Origin of the sequence: Marinobacter sp. Arc7-DN-1 (assembly GCF_003441595.1) — a bacterium.
In the GTDB taxonomy this organism is placed as follows: domain Bacteria; phylum Pseudomonadota; class Gammaproteobacteria; order Pseudomonadales; family Oleiphilaceae; genus Marinobacter; species Marinobacter metalliresistant.
This window is the reverse complement of sequence record NZ_CP031848.1, coordinates 116999-137201: the sequence shown is the minus strand read 5'-3', so window position 1 is coordinate 137201 and position 20203 is coordinate 116999. Positions and strand designations below refer to the sequence as shown.

The 20203-nt window shown below is 57.2% G+C and carries 20 protein-coding genes; 7 read left to right on the top strand and 13 right to left on the bottom strand.

Going from position 1 to position 20203, the window contains the following annotated elements; all coding sequences use genetic code 11:
* Positions 1 to 43 precede the first annotated feature (43 nt).
* The 5 genes from D0851_RS00695 to D0851_RS00675 form a co-directional block, all read right to left on the bottom strand.
* Positions 44 to 1933: a flagellar hook protein FlgE gene (locus D0851_RS00695; RefSeq protein ID WP_117616909.1), complete on the bottom strand. Its 1890-nt coding sequence runs from the start codon at positions 1931 to 1933 to the stop codon at positions 44 to 46.
* Between the two features lie 27 nt (positions 1934 to 1960).
* On the bottom strand, positions 1961 to 2638 hold the full coding sequence (locus D0851_RS00690) for a flagellar hook assembly protein FlgD (protein ID WP_117616908.1): 678 nt from the start codon (positions 2636 to 2638) through the stop codon (positions 1961 to 1963).
* 18 nt (positions 2639 to 2656) lie between these two features.
* The gene (gene flgC, locus D0851_RS00685; protein ID WP_117616907.1) at positions 2657 to 3106 is read right to left on the bottom strand and encodes a flagellar basal body rod protein FlgC; all 450 of its coding nucleotides are present in this window, start codon (positions 3104 to 3106) and stop codon (positions 2657 to 2659) included.
* Positions 3107 to 3140: 34 nt separating this feature from the next.
* Positions 3141 to 3539 (bottom strand): flagellar basal body rod protein FlgB, encoded by a 399-nt coding sequence (flgB, locus tag D0851_RS00680; RefSeq protein WP_117616906.1) that lies wholly within the window; start codon positions 3537 to 3539, stop codon positions 3141 to 3143.
* A gap of 251 nt (positions 3540 to 3790) precedes the next feature.
* On the bottom strand, positions 3791 to 4342 hold the full coding sequence (locus D0851_RS00675; RefSeq protein WP_117616905.1) for a nitroreductase family protein: 552 nt from the start codon (positions 4340 to 4342) through the stop codon (positions 3791 to 3793).
* Between the two features lie 156 nt (positions 4343 to 4498).
* Here D0851_RS00675 and D0851_RS00670 point away from each other — a divergent pair, with 156 nt between their 5' ends.
* Together D0851_RS00670 and D0851_RS00665 are read left to right on the top strand one after the other, a co-directional pair.
* Positions 4499 to 4810, top strand: a complete 312-nt coding sequence (locus tag D0851_RS00670) for a DUF962 domain-containing protein (protein WP_117616904.1) — start codon at positions 4499 to 4501, stop codon at positions 4808 to 4810.
* 1 nt (position 4811) lies between these two features.
* A complete protein-coding gene (locus D0851_RS00665) occupies positions 4812 to 6251 on the top strand; it encodes an adenylate/guanylate cyclase domain-containing protein (protein ID WP_117616903.1) in 1440 nt (479 codons plus the stop codon).
* A gap of 29 nt (positions 6252 to 6280) precedes the next feature.
* Here the strand turns inward: D0851_RS00665 and queF are convergent, their stop codons facing one another.
* From queF to D0851_RS00650, 3 genes are read right to left on the bottom strand one after another with little or no spacing between them, the layout of a single operon-like run.
* Positions 6281 to 7099 carry an NADPH-dependent 7-cyano-7-deazaguanine reductase QueF gene (gene queF / locus D0851_RS00660; protein WP_117616902.1) on the bottom strand — a complete coding sequence of 273 codons (819 nt, stop codon included), beginning with the start codon at positions 7097 to 7099 and terminating at the stop codon, positions 6281 to 6283.
* A gap of 14 nt (positions 7100 to 7113) precedes the next feature.
* The gene (locus D0851_RS00655) at positions 7114 to 7887 is read right to left on the bottom strand and encodes an ABC transporter permease (protein WP_117616901.1); all 774 of its coding nucleotides are present in this window, start codon (positions 7885 to 7887) and stop codon (positions 7114 to 7116) included.
* Positions 7884 to 8834: an ABC transporter ATP-binding protein gene (locus D0851_RS00650; RefSeq protein WP_117620224.1), complete on the bottom strand. Its 951-nt coding sequence runs from the start codon at positions 8832 to 8834 to the stop codon at positions 7884 to 7886. Before D0851_RS00650 ends, D0851_RS00655 begins: the two co-directional genes overlap by 4 nt.
* A 264-nt stretch (positions 8835 to 9098) precedes the next feature.
* Between D0851_RS00650 and D0851_RS00645 the strand changes: the two genes are divergently transcribed.
* Positions 9099 to 10217: an organic solvent ABC transporter permease gene (locus D0851_RS00645; RefSeq protein WP_117616900.1), complete on the top strand. Its 1119-nt coding sequence runs from the start codon at positions 9099 to 9101 to the stop codon at positions 10215 to 10217.
* On the opposite strand, the gene D0851_RS00640 is transcribed toward D0851_RS00645, so the two are convergent.
* The 3 genes from D0851_RS00640 to D0851_RS00630 all read right to left on the bottom strand — a co-directional run bounded on the left by D0851_RS00640 (position 10207) and on the right by D0851_RS00630 (position 12642).
* Positions 10207 to 11514, bottom strand: a complete 1308-nt coding sequence (locus tag D0851_RS00640; RefSeq protein ID WP_117616899.1) for an HD-GYP domain-containing protein — start codon at positions 11512 to 11514, stop codon at positions 10207 to 10209. The two genes, D0851_RS00645 and D0851_RS00640, sit on opposite strands and share 11 nt — an antisense overlap.
* 175 nt (positions 11515 to 11689) lie before the next feature.
* Positions 11690 to 12340 (bottom strand): hypothetical protein, encoded by a 651-nt coding sequence (locus tag D0851_RS00635; RefSeq protein WP_227539388.1) that lies wholly within the window; start codon positions 12338 to 12340, stop codon positions 11690 to 11692.
* Between the two features lie 23 nt (positions 12341 to 12363).
* Positions 12364 to 12642: a PilZ domain-containing protein gene (locus D0851_RS00630; protein WP_117616898.1), complete on the bottom strand. Its 279-nt coding sequence runs from the start codon at positions 12640 to 12642 to the stop codon at positions 12364 to 12366.
* Positions 12643 to 12829: 187 nt separating this feature from the next.
* Between D0851_RS00630 and D0851_RS00625 the strand changes: the two genes are divergently transcribed.
* On the top strand, positions 12830 to 13846 hold the full coding sequence (locus D0851_RS00625; protein WP_117616897.1) for a Fe(3+) ABC transporter substrate-binding protein: 1017 nt from the start codon (positions 12830 to 12832) through the stop codon (positions 13844 to 13846).
* 163 nt (positions 13847 to 14009) lie between these two features.
* Positions 14010 to 15698: an ABC transporter permease gene (locus tag D0851_RS00620; protein ID WP_117616896.1), complete on the top strand. Its 1689-nt coding sequence runs from the start codon at positions 14010 to 14012 to the stop codon at positions 15696 to 15698.
* A gap of 26 nt (positions 15699 to 15724) precedes the next feature.
* On the opposite strand, the gene D0851_RS00615 is transcribed toward D0851_RS00620, so the two are convergent.
* Complete coding sequence (locus D0851_RS00615) at positions 15725 to 16210, bottom strand: thioesterase domain-containing protein (protein WP_117616895.1); 486 nt, start codon at positions 16208 to 16210, stop codon at positions 15725 to 15727.
* Positions 16211 to 16344: 134 nt separating this feature from the next.
* A complete protein-coding gene (locus D0851_RS00610; RefSeq protein WP_117616894.1) occupies positions 16345 to 18012 on the bottom strand; it encodes an AMP-binding protein in 1668 nt (555 codons plus the stop codon).
* Positions 18013 to 18258: 246 nt separating this feature from the next.
* Between D0851_RS00610 and D0851_RS00605 the strand changes: the two genes are divergently transcribed.
* A complete protein-coding gene (locus D0851_RS00605; RefSeq protein WP_117616893.1) occupies positions 18259 to 19233 on the top strand; it encodes an ABC transporter substrate-binding protein in 975 nt (324 codons plus the stop codon).
* A 65-nt stretch (positions 19234 to 19298) separates the two neighbouring features.
* Positions 19299 to 20201, top strand: a complete 903-nt coding sequence (locus tag D0851_RS00600; RefSeq protein ID WP_117616892.1) for an ABC transporter permease — start codon at positions 19299 to 19301, stop codon at positions 20199 to 20201.
* Positions 20202 to 20203: the final 2 nt, after the last annotated feature.

Here is a 20203-nt window from a genome sequence, read left to right as displayed (position 1 = left end):
AGTCTCCCTGCAGGAGTCATGCCATGTTCGCTAGCTCACGAACTTAACGAAGGTTGATGATGGTCTGGGTGACCGCATCGGAGGTTTCAATGGTCTTGGCGTTCGCCTGATAGTTGCGTTGTGCAATAATCAGGTTCACCAATTCAGCAGACAGGTCCACGTTGGATTCCTCGACGGAGCTTGACGCAATCGAACCGAGGGTACCGGTGTCCGGCGCGCCAATGACAGGCTGCCCTGATTCAAAGGTTTCGACCCAGGAGGTATCACCCACCGGAGACAGGCCATCGGTGTTGCTGAATGTGGCGAGCGCCACCTGACCAAGCGCATTGGATTGCCCGTTGGTATACCGGGCGAATATGACACCATCATCCGACACATCCAGCCCGGACAGGCGACCCGTGGTATAACCATTCTGCTGCTGGTCATTGACACCGAATGCCGCGCCGTATTGGGTGGCATCGCTCAGATTCAGAACGAACGCGGAGCTGGTGGGTGGCTCCGGAATCGGGCTCACGACCGAGGTGGGATCTGCCGGAGGACCGTCCGCCCCATTAGGGTCACCGCTGGGATCCTTGGGAATCCAGTCAGCCACGATAATCTCACCACTGGGATTACCGTTGATGGAAGCCAGGACACCGTCCTGATCGAATATTGCAGTGTAAGGAGTCTGATCCGTGCCACCTACCGGCTCGCCGTCTACCTGAAGGTAAACAGACCACTGACTCTGGCCAACACCATTCCCGGGCGATGGCTCTTTGACATAGAACTGAGTCATCTCATGGGCGTTGCCCAGACTGTCGTAGATGGTGGTTGATGTGGCGTGGTTGTAAGTACGCTGATCAATGGGGTTGAAAGCGTTGATGCGCGTGGGCTGCGTGTTGTTATATGTCGCCACGAACTGAGAACCCACGGCGTCAGAGGCCACAGTATCCACACTGCGATTTGTGCTTACCGCGATCTCTCCAACGGTGTTCTCAATCGGGTTCGTACTACTACCGTCTCCCCACTGAACCTCAAGCGGTTCACCCGAACTGTCCCGGACTAAAAGGTTGTCGCCATCCACATTGGCTGAGATTGAGTTATTGCCGAAGCTGGAAATAACGTTCGCCAGCTCATCCAGTGTCGTCACAGCGCTTACATTCAGGGGCTGACCATTGATTGAGAGCTCCAGGTTGCGAGACGCAATCGTATTACTGAGAGTATCACCGGTCGAGACGCCATTGGCCGTAGAGTCTATTTCAGCTGTTGTGATACCGGAAGCACTCACGCCGGAGGCTGCGGAGATCGCATCGGCAATCTGGCCCGCGGAGTTTATCGGGCTGGGGATCACAACAGTCTCATCGGCTGAACCGTCAGAATAGGAAAAAGTCAGCGTTTCACCCGCCGTAAAGTCACCGGTCTGCAGGGAAAGGTCTCTCACCCTGCGTTCCAGCACGGATTCACGGGAATCCAGATTCACATCGGTCTGCAGGTTCGTGGTCCTGCGCGGAGCCAGGTTGGCGGTCTCAATCTGCAGGTCACCACGCACACCGGACAGGTTGCCATCACCATCAGCGGTATAACCCTGCACCTTCATGCCCTGGTTGTTGACCACAAAGCCGTCTTTGTCTACTCCGAACTGGCCGGCCCGGGAGTATCGCACTTCGCCGCCATTGTTCAGAATAAAGAAGCCATCACCGTCAATCGCCATATCCAGGCCGCTATCGGTGAAGCTGATATTGCCCTGACCGAACGACTGCTTCACGCCCTGAACCCGGACACCGTCCCCGATCGGATTGGTGCCTGCGCTCAGGAAACCACTGGCATAAAGATCGCCGAACTGGGCCTTGCTGCCTTTGAACCCCACGGTACTGGCGTTGGCAATATTGTTACCGGTGACGTCCAGATCTACCGATGCCGCGCGAAGACCACTCAAACCCGTATTAAATCCCATGGTTCACCCCTTGGTGTTTCACCGGTATCAGTTAATTTGTTTTACATCAGACAGGGCGATGGAGCCCATACCTGCAAGATTCAGGGTAATGGAGCCACCCTGGCCCAGGGACACGCTGTCAACATTGGCACTTACCATCGTACCCAACTGCTGCGGCCCATCCGGGTAGGAAGCCTCGGCTACAATCTGGTAGGGTCCCGGCGGCAAGGGATTGCCGTTGCCGTCCTGGCCATCCCAGCGGAACGATGTCACCCCCGCCGGACTACTACCCATGTCAATCTGGCGAACCCGTTCACCATTCTGACCCTGAATCGAAAGCCGAAGCCCGCCGGTCGATGCCGGCACTTCAACGGTGCCACTGATCTCACCGTCCGCACCCAGAATCCCGATCTGGGAAGGGGCAAGCACGGTTTTGCCGACCATGGCAGAGGCCTGCAGCGCCTGGGTGGAACGGAACTGGCCCGCCACATCCTCAACCGTACCGGAGAGGTTCTGCATCTCCTCCAGCGAGCTGAACTGGGCCAGTTGGGAGATGAATTCACCGTTGTCCTGGGGTTCCAGCGGGTTCTGGTTTTTCAGCTGTGCCAGCATCAGTTCCATGAACTCATTCCGGCCAAGCTCACTGGTGCCCTGGCCGCCATCCTGTTGCTTCAGCTGGTACTGGCTCAGAACATCCGACGCGTCTGTTGCATTTACTGCAGTCATGTTGTGCTCCTCACCGTATTACTGCTGACCAAGGGTCAGAATGCGCTGCATCATGGACTTGGCTGTGTTCATGACATCCACATTCATCTGGAAACTTCTGGACGACGACATCATGTCAGCCATCTCCTCAACCACGTTCACGTTGGGATAGAAGACATAACCGTCTTCATTGGCCGCCGGATGGTGGGGCTCGTAGCGCATCTGTAACTCCGCATCACTCTCAACAATGCCTTCAACCCTGACGCCGGCACCGGGACCTTCATCGGCAGCCATCGGCATGCCACCCTGCCCCGGGTTCAGGAGTGATTGCTGAACGGCTGAGAACACCGGCTTTCTGGCCCGGTAGGTTTCACCGGTACTGGAGCTGGCTGTTTCGGCATTGGCAATGTTGGACGCGGTTGTATTCAGCCGCAGCGATTGCGCTGTCATGCCGGAACCGGCGATATCAAAAATGCTGCCCAGTGACATGATAATTCTCCTTCGCTAACCCTGTGACTGCGGCTTATTCGCCCTTCAGGGCTTTGGTCAAACCGCTGAACTTGCTGTTCAGGAACTGGAAACTGGCCTGGAAGTCCATGGCGTTACGCATGAAGCGCGACTGCTCCTGCTGGGCATCCACAGTATTGCCGTCGACCGACGGCTGATGTGGCATCCGGTACAAAAGGTCGCTGTCTGAGGCAGACCGGGAGGTATCCATGTGGGCCTCGTTCGTTTTCGCCATCTGGAAGCCGCTGACGGACTCCTGGGCCTTCTGCATCATCGCCTGGAAATCCACATCACGGGCCTTGAAACCCGGGGTGTCAGCATTGGCCAGATTGTTTGCCAGAACTTCGGCACGCTTGACCCGCGCTTCCACCGCGTGCTGATGAATGCCCAGAGCCTTATCGAACGAAATTGCCATGTTGCCTCCCGAAAACTGCACCAGTACGCCGACCTGATTTTGCCGGCTGTGCTCTCTGACAGAACTAAAGCAAGGTAGATGCCAGAATTCGAAAGGCGCTCTAAAAAGGCGCCCTAAATAGCGCATAACCCCAGTATTGGCGGGATTAGCTGGGCTGTTGAGAGAAAGCGGGAGCGGATAAAGGGAAAGAAAGTCCTCGAAAGCGGCAAACCGCTTCCCCCGCCCACGCCGGGGGAAGCGACAGTTACCCGTTAAGGCCAGTGACGGACAAACTCGTCAACCCCGGGCCGGAGAACGGCAGGCTTTACAGCGGAGACACTCCCCGTATAAAGAAAGCCGACAATCTGCTCGTGGTCATCCAGCCCCAGCCCTTTGTGCACGGCTGAATGATAGGCGACAGCACCGGTGCGCCACATCACACCATAACCGGCATCCTGAAGGGCCAGCCCGAGAAAGCTCATGCCAGCAGCCGCAGACATCACCTGCTCCACTTCCGGAACTTTGGGGTGGGGGCTCGGCGAGGCAATACCAATAATGACCATGGGTGCCCGCAGAGGGGCGCGCCGGAGCTTTTCGATTTCCCGCTCGTCACTGTTGTTGGCACAGGTGGAGGCAAACAGTTCCCCGAGGGCCTCCAGCCCCTCACCTTCTACGACCAGATAACGCCATGGCCGCAACAAGGCATGATCCGGAGCGCGAGCGGCGCAGGCAAAGGCCTTGTTCAGGGTTTCCCTGTCCGGCGCGGGCGCCTCCAGCCTGGGTTCGGAGGACCGGTTAAGCAGGAAATCAGTAACTGCTGTCATATCGTCTCGCTATTTTATGACTGTGTGAAAATGGGCACGGGCACAATTGCTGGCTGTGAATTGTGGGTTGTACGTAATGCTGTTAATCTTTAGTCGTAGTCGGCGCTGCCAACAATTATAAAATGCCGCAGTCCTGCAACGGTGAGAAGCAACACAATGAGCAACCAGCGAACCTTCAACAGCTTTTCCGAATTCTATCCTTACTACCTTGAAGAACACAGCGATGTAATCTGTCGCAGGCTGCACTTTGTCGGTAGTCTTCTGGTTTTTCTGGTCGCTGTCTGGGCGATCACCTCCGGAAAACTTGCGTGGCTTCTGACCCTGCCGGTCATCGGCTATGGGTTTGCCTGGGTCGGCCATTTCAAGTTCGAGAAAAACCGCCCTGCAACCTTCAAGTACCCACTGTACAGCCTGATGGGTGACTGGGTCATGTTCCGGGACATGCTCATTGGCAGGATCCGTTTCTGAAATGATGAGCGTACCGGCCGATCTGCGCAATGCCAGCACCTCCGCTGTCAAGTCGATGGCTGCTGAAGGCCCCGGCAGTCCGATAGCCATACCGCCAATGCCGGATTACAACGGCCGAATACTGGCGTACACGTCTACGGCGGCAATTATCGTAACCGGTGTTCTCCAGGGTGCCTTTCCGCAGCCGTTACTGTGGCTGGTAGCAGGTGCTCTCACATGGCCACACATAGCCCATATACTCACCCGTAGAACCTTCCTGAGACATTCCGCACGCATCCGTCAGAAAATGCTCATTGTGGATTGTGTGATTGGCGGCGGGTTCATCGGTTTCATCGGCCTGATTGTCATACCCTCCCTGTCCGTGGCCCTGATGCTGATGTTCAGTTGCCTGATTGTTGGCGGCATCCGGCAGTGGCTGATCGGCACCGGTTTCATGGCCGCGGCAATTGCGATTGCTGTTGCCATCCTCGGCCTGGCCGACGGCCCCCACGCGCCGCTTTTGACCAGCATGGTGTCGATTCTTTCCACCGGGCTGTATATCTGCGTTACCGCCTATTACTCTCACCAGCAGGCCCGGGCACTGATGCTGGCCAAGACCCAGATCCAAAATCAGCGGGAACAGTCAATTGCCTTGTCCCACAAGCTGTCCAAGTACCTCTCACCCCAGGTGTGGCAATCCATCTTTACCGGGGAGCGGGATGTACGGCTGGAAACCCAGCGCAAGAAACTGGCGGTATTCTTTTCAGACATCAAAGGCTTCACCGAACTCTCCGAAGAGATGGAGCCGGAGGCGCTGACCGAGCTGTTGAATCACTACTTTAATGAAATGTCTGAAGTGGCCCTCAAATATGGCGGCACCATCGACAAATTCGTGGGCGACTCTATCATGGTATTCTTCGGCGACCCCACCAGCCGGGGCCAGCGGGAAGACGCCTTTGCCTGCGTGTCCATGGCCATTGAAATGCGCAAGCACATGAAGATCATGCGCCAGAAGTGGCGAAGCCAGGGCATCAAGACCCCCCTGGAAATCCGTATGGGGATCAGCACCGGTTACACTACAGTGGGTAACTTCGGTGCTGAAAACCGGATGGATTACACCATCATCGGCAAGGAAGTGAATCTGGCCAGCCGCCTTGAATCCCTGGCGGAACCCGGTGAGATCCTGGTGTCCTACGAGACCTTTTCGCTGATCAAGAACAAGATCATGTGCCGGGACAAAGGTGAAATAACCGTGAAAGGATTCGGCAAACCGGTGCCGATTTACGAGGTGGTGGATTTCCGGCGGGATATGGGGCCAAACCGCAGCTTCATGGAACACGAACACAGCGGCTTTGCCATGTATCTGGATTCGGACAAGATCACCGAAAAGGAACGGCAGGCCATTCTCACCGCGCTGGAAGATGCCGCGGACCGCCTCAGGCGGGAAGAAGACGTCTCCTGAGGCGCCGCCGGTGCCTCATTTCACCCTGGTTACTGACGGATCAGCCGCGGCCCGGCACCCTGGCCGGTTTCGGTACTTCTCCAGGGATTGATATCCAGCCCGCCCCTTCGGGTGTATCGGGCGCAGACTGTGAGCGACTCCGGCTTGCAGCGGCCCATCAAATCCGTAAACACGGTTTCCACGCAGTGTTCGTGGAAATCCTGCTTCTGCCGAAAACTCACCACATACCGCAGCAACCCGGCCCGGTCGATTTTCGGGCCGGTGTAACGGATCAGCAGGGTTGCCCAGTCCGGTTGCCCTGTCACCGGGCAATTGCTCTTCAGCAGATGGGAACAGAGGTGCTCTGTCACTATTCCGTCGCCGGCGGAAAGTGAGTCCGGTGCATAGTCATAAACCACATCGCTCACCGGTTCATCATCGATCAGCTCAAATCCCCCGGGGCGGCCAACCGCTTTGCCCGACTCATCAACGCTCAAAAGCCTCACCTGCACCGCGCCACCACAGGCACTGGAGAGATCCTGGGTGATCGTCTCCGCCATCTGGTCCCCGGTTGAATAGACAGCCTGATTCAACGAGTTCAGGTAGAGCTTAAGCGACTTGGACTCAATAATTGAGGGCGACGCAGCAGGAAAGACAATCTCTGCCCACGCCACCTCAGGCACGCCGCCCGGCCTCAGCCAGGAAATCTCCCAGGCCTGCCACAGGTCTTCCCCAAACCAGGGCCAGCGGCCATCGTCCAGGCCAAGGCGGCGACGGTTTTCCTCTCTCGCCACGGGGAACAGCAGGCCAGGGTTGTAGCTGTCCGGGTAGTCACTTGTTTTGCCAAGCGGTGCATCATTAAGTGCCATAGGTGTTCCCGAAATCAGTAGCGAATGCCTTTGCCCCGCTCCAGCATTTTCAATGCAATGACTGCCAGCACGGTGATGAAAACCAGAATCATACCAAGAGAAATGAACGGATTAACGTCTGACACACCCAGAATCCCGTAACGGAAGCCGTTTACCATGTACAGGATCGGATTGATCAAGGATACGCCCTGCCAGAACCCCGGCAACAGATCGATGCTGTAGAACACCCCGCCCAGATAGGTCAGCGGCGTCAGTATGAAGGTTGGGACAATGGAAATATCATCAAACTTGGTCGCCAGCATGGCGTTGATGAATCCGCCCAGGGCAAACAGGGCCGAGGTCAGAAACACCGTCAGAATCATCATTGGCAGGTTGTGTATCGAAAGCTGGGTAAATACCAGGGACAGCAGGGTAACAATAAGGCCGATCCCCAGCCCCCGGGCCATGCCCCCGGTCACATAACCGGCCAGGATGACCCAGTTCGGCACCGGTGAAACCAGCAACTCCTCGATACTGCGCTGGAATTTCATCGAAAAAAAAGACGACACCACGTTCGCGTAGGAACTGGTGATTACCGCCATCATGATAAGGCCCGGCACGATAAAGGACATGTAATCGAACCCGCCCATCTGGCCGATACGGGAGCCGATCAGATTGCCGAAAATAATGAAATAGAGCGTCATGGTGACTGCCGGCGGCAGCAGTGTCTGAGGCCAGATCCGGGTAAACCGGCGAACCTCCCGGATAACGATAGTGCCGAATGCCGTGAACAAGGCCTGTGGTGTCATGCTGCACCCTCCACACTCTTGCGGGAATCGACGGCGTTCTGCTCCACCATGCGAATAAACAGCTCTTCCAGTCGGTTGGCCTTGGTTCTCATGCTGATCACCTTGATGCCCATCTGATCCAGCTGCACAAACACCTGGTTCAGCCCCTGGCCTTTCTGGACCTCAACCTCCAGGGCCCCTTCCCCGTCCAGCCGGGTGTGGAAATCGCCCAGCTCGGGCGCGGCATCCAGAGGTGTTTCGGTATCCAGCACGAATGTCTCCAGGCTAAGCTGCTGAAGCAGCGCCTTTTTGCTGGTGTGCTTGAGGATCTTGCCGTGGTCGATAATGGCAATGTTGCGGCAGAGCGCCTCCGCCTCCTCAAGGTAATGAGTGGTCAGGATAATAGTGGTGCCCTGGCGGTTCATTTCCTCAAGGAAGGTCCACATCGAGCGGCGCAGCTCGATATCCACACCGGCAGTCGGCTCGTCCAGGATCAGCAGTTTCGGTTCGTGAACCAGGGCCCGGGCAATCATCAACCGGCGCTTCATCCCCCCGGACAGCATCCGGGCCGGGGTGTTACGCTTGCCCCAGAGACCAAGCTTTTTCAGATACTTTTCTGCGGAAACCGACGCCTGCTTCAGCGGAATCCCGTAATAGCCCGCCTGGGTGGTAACGATATCGAACACTTTCTCGAACTGGTTGAAGTTGAACTCCTGGGGCACAACCCCGAGGTTCAGCTTGGCATCGGAAAGGTGGGTGTCGATGTCGTACCCGAAAACCCGCACCTTGCCGGCTGTCTTGTTTACTAATGAACAGACGATACCCAGTGTGGTTGATTTGCCTGCTCCGTTGGGCCCGAGCAGGGCGAAGAAATCCCCCTCGGCTACGTGCAGATCAATCCCCTTGAGGGCCTCGAAACCGTCACCGTAAGTTTTGGTGAGGCCCTCAATTTCCAGTGCATTGGACATAAACGATCCCGATTCGGTAAAAAAACGGCAGGAAACGGCCCGCGCCCGCCCGCCAGAATTCAGATTGTTGTTTATTGTGACAAAGCCGCTTATTTCAAGGCCTTTGACGGCCTGAAAGTGTTCACCGGCCAAAACCGGAAACTGCGACAGGAATCCCGATATGAGGCAGTCCCCGCCCCTATAATGCGGTTACAATAATTTACAAAAGGGGCTGCCGCACCGCGAGTGCAGGCGCGCTGAATTGAAGGGAATATACGACAAACCATGAGATCCGTTCACCGCATCCGATTGTCACTCGCGCTTCTGAGCGCACTTGCATTCACCGGCTGCCTTGATGACGATAGCGGCTCTGGCGATGACACCAACGCAGGCCGGCTAAACTTCAATGGTTTCAGTGGTCTCAGCTACCAGACAGCCAGCCAGGCCGGTACCACCAACGCCGCGGGGGAATTCCGCTACTATCCCGGCGAAACCCTGGAATTCCGGGTTGGCGACCTGCCACTGAGCAGTGGGGTTCCTGCACAGCAATACGTCACCCTCCTCGAATTCTTTGAGACCACACGTACCACCCTGCAAACGCCCATGGTGGATGAAGAAGGCCTGACAACGCACACCCTTACCGAGCAACAGGTGCTGGAAAACACTACCCTGATGAATCTGACCCGATTCCTGATGCTGCTGAACTGGAGCGAGAACATCCCGGAGGGCGAAGGCATCGAACTCCGTAAGCGGGTCATCAGCCAGTTGAATGCTGCGCTGCCGAATCTGACCGGGCCCATCGACTTTACCGCGAGCGAATCGGAATTCACTGCCACAACCCCCTCGCTCTCCCCGGCCAACCAGCTTCTGGCGGCGATTTGCTTCTATCCGGAAGATGACGAGCGGTGCGAGGAGCCACCCTCCCAGGCTGAGATCGACAACGCGCCACCCAGGCCGGAAGACGCCGATGAGCGCGATCCGGATGTCGAGTACAAGGAAGATCTGCAAGCCAAGAAAGAGCGAATCGACAATTCGGTACGCTCGATGGAGGACACCAGTACCGAAGACGCCCAGACTTACCTCACGCGGGAACTGAAGGGCATCAGCACGGCCGTTGCCAAGCGTTACTACCTGGATGACGATGTTGCCAGCTATCCGGCCAGCGATACCGCCATCAAACAGGTGGCTGTGCGCCGGATTGGCGGGGGCCTGGCACTGGCTGAGCTGGAAGCGATAAGCACCCGCCCTCAGGATATTCAGGTGCATTCAACAGACTGGCAGAGCGCCGAGGTGGAGTACTTTGTGGCGGGCCCCACGGGCGGAGAGTCAGAACTGCTGCTGAGTTTCCGCCCGGAGAACACTTATCGGTGGGTTCGCAAGCAGCTGCGAGTGATTATCCGCTGATCAGCCTGGAGAGATTCCAGCGGGATTCCACTCCCGTCACGTCGTAGCGCGAGGGGTCCAGCCCTTCGGTGCCATGGGGTAGGCAACCCCGGACCCGGATCGTTTCTGCCGCCTCTTTTCCTTCGTTGTACCGGGCAAGATCGATAATTTTGGCGGTTTTAAGGGGCCTGGCGGTGTTGTCGGTCATCACCATCACCTGAGGCCAGAGCCTGCGCTCGGGAGAATGGGAAACAACAATCCCCCGCTGGCCGTCTGTCAGCTCCACCAGGCTGCCCGTGGGGTATATACCGATAGCCTGGATGAAGCTCTCCACCAGATCTTCCTGGAACTCGATGTTGCGCATCTCGTACAGCAAAGTCACCGCCTTGGCGGGTGTCATTGGCTCGGCGTGATCTCTTGGCCCAATCAATGATTCAAAAAACTCCGCAATCCCCGCAACCTTCGCCAGCAGCGGAATGCGATCACCCCGAACGCCTTCAGGGAAACCTGACCCGTTATGACGCTCCCGGTGGCCCTGAACAACACTCAGAACGGCCCGGGACAGCCCGCTGCCATCCAGCATACGAACTCCAAGGTTCACGTAACCCCGAAAGGTAATATATTCCTCAGCGCTTAACTGCCCTTCCCGGGCCAGCATGTCTGCCGGCAGTGCCGTTTTGCCAACCTGGGACAGCAAACAGCCCAGACCAAGATGGTTCAGAAGACCTTCGTTCAACCCCAGGTGACGCCCACACACCAGTGCCCACACCGCAGCGTTCAGAGCATGCCGGTACAGATAACTGTCGTGTGCGCGGGTGCGACTGAGCCACAACAGGGCATCCGGCTGACGAATCACACTGCTCACCATCTTGCTGGTGATGGTTGCAATGGTCTTCAGATCAGCCACGTCTCCTGAGCGAAGTGCCTCAAACAGGCCGGCCAGCGCAACTTCAACATCATCAAGCAGCCGCTTTGATGTCTTTATTTCCTTCTTGAGGCTGGTGTCCGTATCGTAAGTAACCGGCTCCCGGATGCTCAACGGTGGCAACTGCAGTTGTTCACGCCCACCACCACGCCTATTGGAGCTCTTGCCAAACACCGGCTTGTTACCGAGTTTGACTTCTTTGGATTCCCTGGCTTCTGCAATATCCACCATTACCCACTTGCAGTGGGAAACCAGCGCACGGATATCATCCTGGGAACGGATATGGAAACCCTGAATCGGGAAAGGAGTCTGGTGCCAGGGCCTGTCCAGATCAGACACGAACATGCCCACTTCCAGATCATGTACTGCCACTTTTTTCTGTTGGACACCCACGGCCCACCTCACAAACCAACTTGTCGATGGTTACCATTCTGACTGAACCGCGGGAAGACACAATTACAATATCGTATCGCCAGGCAACTCAAATGAGACAAAGCGTAACGATAATGTTCACGAGGAAACAAAATGTAGCAATGTGATGATGGTCACACATCAACGTCAGAAAGTGTCACTCAGCGTCACATGCCATTTCGTCGAACTCTGGCGGCCGTGCGTGCATGGCGCCACGGGGCGCCTTGCGTACGTAGACGGTGTAGGGCACCGACGACGCCCGGATGTAATCCAGGTTACGCGACTCGTCACCAGAACCTTCAGTAACAACGGCCGGCGTGCAGGAAACCAGCAATTCCAGTTTTCCGCCAACATCCGGGATACGGGCACCGGGATCCTCCGCCTTGATCGCCATGCACCGGGTGGATTCCGTGGCAGGTTTTCCTGTCCTGGCAACGAGGTCCATGCCGCTCTCCCCGCAGGCCCGGATGCCGGTGCTGCAGGAACCGGCATCCGCATCGTCGCCATCCCGCACACGCCAGACCCGGTCGCTGCACTGGGTCTCAACCTTTACCGACGTAGCCTCGTTGCGGGCAAACCACCAGCCAGGATACTCAGCACTCTGCCAGGACAGCCGTACCTGTCTGGATTCGCCGGAGGAATTCTCCGCAGGAAACATCGCAAAATGCGAATAATAGCTGGCACACCCCGGCATGGATGCCGCGATGAGAATTGCGATAACTGGCTTGTAAGCTCTGAAGAAGACTGAAAAGATCATCTGGCTGGCGCATTCCCTGACAGCAAATTCGTTGGCCCGCTCATTATCCACAACGGGCCTCGGAAATCCGCCTATCAGTCACCATTTTGATCAAACTGAAGGCCGTATCCGTCATTGGTTTTGCGCACCACCACCATCTCCAGCACCGGAGCCGGCACAGGCAGGCCCTGCACCTGCACGGTCACCTTGTCGCCGATCCGCGGTGCAAAAGGCTCCGTGTCGACGACGACAAATACGCCGCCATCGGAAATATCTCGGGTTGAGAATATGAAGCCCCCAAGCTCCCCATGGACCAGCTTTACCTTCGCACTCATGGCAGTGCGCATATGCTCTCTTCGATCGTTCCCAGCCATCTGCGGTTTCCACTACTTTTTGCATAGTTTTTATAGTCTTCCGAAGCATAACACCATTTTCAGGAAAATATGCCAAAGGAGATATTGACTACACACTTAATACAAATGAGAATGGTTGACGTTTTTAAAAACCTGTGGATCTCAGCCATGGGCCGAACATTCAGCACCACCCCAAAAGGATGCGACTATGCGAATGAAACTGGCTGCAACCGCCGCAATCGCCCTCACTGCCATGCCGATGTCCGCCTCTGCTGACGGCGAAGTAAACATCTATTCATACCGCCAGGCCTATTTGCTTAAACCGCTACTGAGTGCGTTTGAAAAGGAAACCGGCATCGAGAGCAATGTGGTATTTGCCAAACAGGGCCTGGCCGAGCGCCTTGAGCGTGAAGGCCGCAACAGCCCGGCTGACGTGGTAATGACTGTCGATATTTCCCGCCTCAACGAACTGGTCGAGCGGGATCTGGTTCAGAGTGTCGACAACGAGGTACTGGAAGACAACATTCCTGAAAACCTGCGCCATCCGGATGGCAAGTGGTTCGCCCTGACTACCCGCGGCCGCCTGATCTTCGTGTCCAAAGAGCGGGTTAAAGAAGGTGAAATCACTACCTACGAACAACTGGCAGACGACAAATGGGACAACCGCATCTGCACCCGCAGCGGCAAGCACCCGTACAACATTGCGCTGATCTCTGCCATGATCGCACACCACGGTGAAGCGGAAACCGAGAAGTGGCTCGCTGGCGTGAAAGACAACCTGGCTCGCAGACCCCAGGGTGGCGACCGCGACCAGATCAAGGCCATTGCCGAAGGCGTTTGCGATGTTTCCATCGGCAACAGCTATTACTACGGCAACATGCTGCAGGATGAGAATCAGCGTCCGATCGCAGAGCAGGTGCGCCTGGTGTTCCCGAACGCCGAAGGCCGCGGTACCCACGTAAACATCAGTGGCATCTCTCTGACCAGGAGCGCGCCCAACCGCGAAAACGCGATCAAGTTGATGGAATTCCTGTCGTCACCGGAAGCCCAGCGCATCTATGCAGAGGCCAACACCGAATACCCGGCTAACCCGAAAGTAAAGCCTACCGGGCTGGTGGCCGAGTGGGGTGAGAGCAACCCGGACAGCCTCTCACTGCAGGAAATCGCCAAAAACCGCGAAGCCGCAGTCAAACTGGTTGACCGCGTCGATTACGACGGCGAATAAGCCTCTTTATGGCGGGCGAGGGGGTGGTTCCGCCACCCTCGCCCTGCTTTCCCCCATTCTTTCCGGGGCCAACCATGACACCAGTCATTGCAGGCATCAGGCCAGGTGTCTACAATCTGCACCCCTCAAACGGACAGCACACCCATTCACACACAGGACAGCTATGAGCGAGGCCGCAACCAGCGTTAACCCCGGGCTATCCCAGCCCCTGCTGGCAAAGCGCACCTCTCGCAAATGGCTTATCAGCGCCTTGCTGACCACCGCCATTGTTGCCTTGCCGGTCCTCTCGGTTATCTTTCTCGCGCTTTCTCCCGAAGAGAATATCTGGCCACACCTTATTGAAACCACACTGCCCCGCTATCTGATCACCACCATCCAACTGATGGCAGGCGTGGGCGCAATCACCCTGGCCATTGGCCTGGCCTCCGCCTGGGCCGTGACCATGTGCGAGTTTCCTGGCCGCAAGTTCTTCGAGTGGGCCATGCTTCTGCCTTTCGCGGTACCGGCCTATGTTATCGCCTATGTGTACACCAGCCTGCTGGATTATGCCGGCCCGATCCAGGGTGCCCTGAGGGATTGGTTTGGCTGGGAAAACGCCTCCGATTACTGGTTCCCGGAAATCCGCAGCCTGGAAGGCGCCACGCTCATGCTTGGCCTGGTGCTCTACCCCTATGTGTATTTGCTGGCCCGGGCTGCGTTCCTGGAGCAGTCACCCTCCCTGTTTGCTGTCAGCCGCAGCCTTGGCCACTCGGCCCTGAGCACCTTCTTCAAGGTAGTCCTGCCCATAGCTCGCCCGGCAGTTGCCGTAGGGCTCTCCCTGGTACTCATGGAAACCCTGAACGATTTCGGCACCGTCGATTTCTTCGCGGTACAAACCCTCACCGCCGGCCTGTTCGATACCTGGATGAATCTCGGCAACCTCGGCGGCGCCGCCCAGATTGCCACCACCATGCTCATCTTCGTGGTGATTCTGGTAACCCTCGAACGCTATTCCCGCAGGCGCCAACAGCAATACGCCGCCCGGGACAACCGGGAACCGATCCACCGTTTCACCATGTCGCTCCCGCGCCAGATGATCTGCGTGGCCGTGTGCGCGTTGCCTGTGCTGTTCGGGTTTGTGATTCCCGGTGCCACCCTCGGTCTCTACGCCTGGGAATACTTTGGTGAAAGCTGGAACCCGGACTTTATCCGCAACACTTTTAACAGCCTGTTTCTGTCTGGCACTGCTGCGCTGACAACCCTGCTGATCGGCATTACCCTTGCCTACAGCCGCCGCCTGCACAATACCCGGGGCATGCAGATACTGATGCGTCTCTCCAGCCTGGGCTACGCCATGCCCGGTGCGGTACTGGCGGTGGGTGTGATTGTGCCCCTGGCCGGGTTCGACAACTGGCTGGATAGCCTGATGCGGGATTTCTTCGGCATCAGCACCGGGCTGTTGCTCAGCGGATCGGCCTTTGCCCTGGTGTTTGCCTATACCGTGCGGTTCCTGGCGGTTTCCGCAGGCAGCGTGGAAAGTGCATTGCAGAAGATCACACCCAGTATGGACATGGCTTCCCGCTCACTGGGCCACAGCCCCGGTAAAACCCTGGTAAAGGTTCACCTGCCCATGCTGAGGGGAACATTGCTGACGGCTGCGCTGGTGGTTTTCGTGGACTGTATGAAGGAGTTGCCGGCCACCCTGATTCTCAGGCCGTTCAACTTTGAGACCCTGGCCACCTACGTGTACCAGTTTGCCTCTGATGAGCGCCTGTACCACAGCGCCCTGCCCGCCCTGATCATTGTTCTGGCGGGCATCATCCCGATTATTCTGATGAGCCGGTCAATCTCCAACACCCGCTCGATTGCCTGAAAGCCGGGCCCTGAAGGTTCAGGGCATCAGGAATTCATCCGTGACTCCACATCCTGCACCACAAACCGTCCCTGGAAGACCGCCACGGGTTCAACCTCCGGCATGGCCCTGGGTTCGCCACAGAACACCTCGGCCGTGAGGTCCAGCCGGCCCTTGCCGTGCCGCGCCAGGCTTTTTCGGAAACGCCCGGGCACCTCATCACCGGGCAGGCGACAGATTACGTAAAAATCCGAACTGACCGGCTCCAGGTAATCAATGTTTCCGCTCTGGACCACCACATTCCCTCGCAACCCCAGATCCCAAAGTGCAAGTTCTGTCAGGCTCCAGGCGGCGGTGACCGCGGCGCAATAGATACTGCCGCCGAACCCGGTGCCCTGATGGTTGCGGTTGGGTTCCAAAGGCGCGCTAAGCAGCAGAGAATGGCCGTCCCACGAATGCAGTTTAATCCCCAGCGCCCGAGACAGAGGAATCTCGTCGTGGATACGTTTCTGGAAAAGAGACAACTGGCTCATAACATCCTCCTGATATCGTTCCAGTTTAGGCCGGCTTATTCCTTTTCCCTATGCGACTAACGTCGGTTTTTCCACTATGAAAAAGGCCCGGCAAAGCCGGGCCTGATTACAGTCCGAAAAACAACCGCAGATGTTTACTGCCAGATAACGGGCTGGCGCTGCGCATACCAGTTGTCCACTTTTTCCTGGTAGGCATCTTCAACTACATTACGTTTGAGCTTCATGGTCGGTGTCAGGAAGCTGTTTTCGATGGACCACTCTTCGCTGACAACGGTGATGAAAGCCAGTTGCTCATGGGGATCCACCGTTTTGTTCACATCGGCGATCAGCTGCCTGAAGCTTTTCTCGATTTCCTTGCGGAAGGCTTCATCAGCCATCTTCGGCCGGGACTCCTCGGACAGCATAACCAGCGCATGTGGCTGGGTCTGATTGGCGCCGGAGACACACACCATCTCAATGGCATCGTGCGACATCAGCCGGTTCTCGATGGGTGCCGGAGCAATATACTTGCCCTTGCTGGTCTTGAAGATTTCCTTGATACGGCCAGTAATCTTCAGGCGGCCCATCTCGTCAATCTCACCCTTGTCACCGGTTTTCAGGAAACCGTCCTCAGTGAAGGCTTCGCGGGTCTTCTCCTCATCCTTGTAGTAACCCATCATGGTTGCCGGGCTATTGATCTGAATCTCGCCTTCTGGGCTGATCCTGGTCTCGACACCGGGCAGGGATTCACCGACGTAACCGATCCGGGAGCGGCCAGGTTTGCTCATGTGCGAGTAGGCAAAATTCTCAGACATGCCGTAGCCTTCCAGCAGTTCCAGGCCCAGATTGCGATACCATTCCAGCACATCGCTGGCGAGCGGTGCAGACCCGCTTCCCGCCAACTTGACTTTGTCCAGGCCAAGGCCCTTCAGGATCTTCTTCTTGATCAGCTTGTTCACCACCGGAATCTTGAGCAACCGGTCCAGCTTCTTCTTCGGCAGCTTCTGGAGCACACCATGCTGGAACTTTACCCACAGCCGCGGCACAGACAGGAAGAGCGTTGGCTGCGCACGCCGCAGATCCTGCACGAACGTCTCCAACGACTCGGCAAAAAAGAGCTGGAAGCCGGCATAAAGAGAAGCCAGCTCCACAAAGGTCCGTTCGAATACGTGAGCAAGAGGCAGGTAAGACAACATGCGCTCCTCGGAGCCGACACCCAGCACCTCCATGCCGCCTTCCGCAGCAAAGGCCATGTTGCCAAAACTGAGCATCACGCCCTTGGGCTTGCCGGTGCTTCCGGAGGTATACACGATAGTGGCCAGCTCATCCGCATCGCGGTGCACGCCCTCCTCGAGGGGCGGGTACTTGGCAACGATGTCGTCCCAGGTTTCAAAATCGTTGGGCGGGCTCAGCGGGAAAGAAATGCAGCGCACGGATTCCGGCACACCCGGCTTCATCATGTCCCAGTCATCCAGCTTGCCGACAAAAAGAACGTCGCACTCCGCATGGTTCAGTATGTAGTTCACGGTATCTGCGTTCAGGGTGGGATACAGCGGCACCGAAATATGGCCGGCCATCCAGATAGCCCAGTCGGTCATAATCCAGTGGGCGCAGTTCTTGGAGATCAGACCGATGCGGCTCTTCTCCGGGAGGTTCAGGGATTTCAGGTAAGACGCCATGCGCCTTGCCTCATCCACTGCCCGGCCCCAGGTATACTCCACCACTTTGCCGTTCCCGATGGGCTGCGTCATATACAGCGAGTTGGTCTTGGATTTTTCCCAGTGGCAGACCATATCCAGGGGAAGCTTGTTTGTTGTGTCCATGGACCTTCCTTGTAGTTCATTATTCGAGTTATTGATGACTTATTATTAGACTTTCGTAGGGTATTTCAACATAACCTGCGGCGTCAAAACGTGAAACAAGCGAAATTATTTTCAACTGCACCTATTTACGTCAAGCCGGGAGCCGGTTTACCGCAAGTTCAGTAGCCCTCAAACCCTGTGCCTGTGGTAAACTTCCACTCCTTTTTGAAGTGCAACATACCAGTTAACCTACCCGGAGATGGGCATATGGCCAAGAGAACCCTGCGCACCCTGTTTGGTGCCACCCTGCTGGCAATGGCAACCCTCGTTCAGGCACAGGAACCCCGCATTGTCGCCATCACACAGATTGTGGAGCACCCGGCGCTGGACGCCGTCTACCAGGGCGTGAAAGACGAACTCGCAGAGCGTGGCTATAAGGAAGGTGAAAATCTCACCATCATGCACGAGAGCGCTCAGGGCAATGCCGCCATTGCCTCCCAGATTGCCCGCAAGTTCATCGGAGAACAACCCGATGTGATCGTTGCCATCGCAACCCCCTCGGCGCAAACCGTGGCCGCGGCGGCTCGCAACACCTCAGTGGTGTTCTCGGCGGTTACCGATCCGGTCGGCGCCAAGCTGGTCAGTAGTCTGGAAGCCCCCGGCGCCAACATCAGCGGCGTGAGCGACATGCTGCCCATCGACAAACACCTGGATATGCTCCTGCGTGTGATGCCAGATGCCAGACGTATCGGCACCGTCTATAACCCGGGCGAAGCCAACGCCGTGTCTCTGGTTAACCTGCTGGAAGAGCGGTTGAAAGCCCGGGGGCTGACTCTGGAGAGAGCCGCCGCCACCAAAACCTCCGAGGTGCTGGGCGCCGCCCGCTCCCTGGTGGGCAAGGCCGATGCCATTTACCTGACTACCGATAACACCGTGATCAGCGCGGCAGAAGCCGTGATTGCCGTCGGCGAACGGGCGGACATCCCGGTTTTCGCCGCTGACACCGCCACCGTTCAGCGCGGAGCTGTCGCTGCCCTCGGGTTTGACTACTACGATCACGGTCGCCAAACCGGCATGATGGTCGCCCGGGTACTGGACGGCAAAAAACCCGGCGGCATGCCGGTAGAAACCATGGAAAAACTGGACCTGTTCGTTAACCCGACAGCGGCCAGGCGCATGGGCATCACCCTGTCCGATACGCTGGTTGCTGAAGCCGAAAAAGTCATCGACAGCGCCAAGTAACCCCTGAACCCCACGGGCGGCCCTCACAAGGGGCCGCCCGTTTTCATTAATGGTGATACCCGACCATGCTGAGTGACATTGCCCTTTACGGCGCCATCGAAACCGGCCTGATATACGGCCTCGTGGCCTTTGGCGTCTACATTTCCTTCCGAGTTCTGGATTTTCCCGACCTCACAGTGGACGGCAGCTTTCCGCTGGGCGCCGCAGTGGCTGCGATCCTGATAATCGACGGCGTAAACCCCTGGCTGGCCACTGGCGCCGCCGTATTGGCCGGCATGGCGGCCGGCGCAGTAACCGCCATCCTGAACGTAAAGCTGAAAATCCTGAACCTGCTGGCCTCCATCCTCACCATGATCGCGCTTTACTCCGTAAACCTGCGCATCATGGGCCGCCCGAACGTGGCGCTGCTTACCGAAGAAACCGTACTCACACCCTGGTATGACCTGGGGCTGGCCTACCATCAGGTACCGGTGGTGCTGTTTATCATCGTGATCGCCATTTCCCTGGTGCTGCTGTGGCGGTTCATGAAATCAGAAACCGGTCTGGCCATGCGCGCCACCGGCGCCAACGCGCGCATGGCAAGAGCCCAGGGCATTGCTACCGGTGCCATGATCATCCTCGGCGTGGCACTTTCCAACGGCCTGGTGGGCCTCGCCGGCGCCCTGTTCGCCCAGAGCCAGGGCGCAGCGGACGTCACCATGGGCGTGGGCGTGATCGTAATCGGCCTGGCCTCCCTGATTGGTGGCGAAGCGGTTATTACCCCCTCCTCGGTGCTTCGGGCGCTGATTGCCTGCGTGGCGGGTGCCATTATTTACCGCCTGGCCATCGCCTTCGCACTGAACGCCGACATGCTGGGGCTGCAGGCCCAGGATCTGAACCTGATTACCGCCGTGCTTGTGACCCTGGCCATCGTATTGCCGGGCGTGCGCAATTCCGTGGTTAGCAAATTCACGCGCGACAAGGCCTGAGG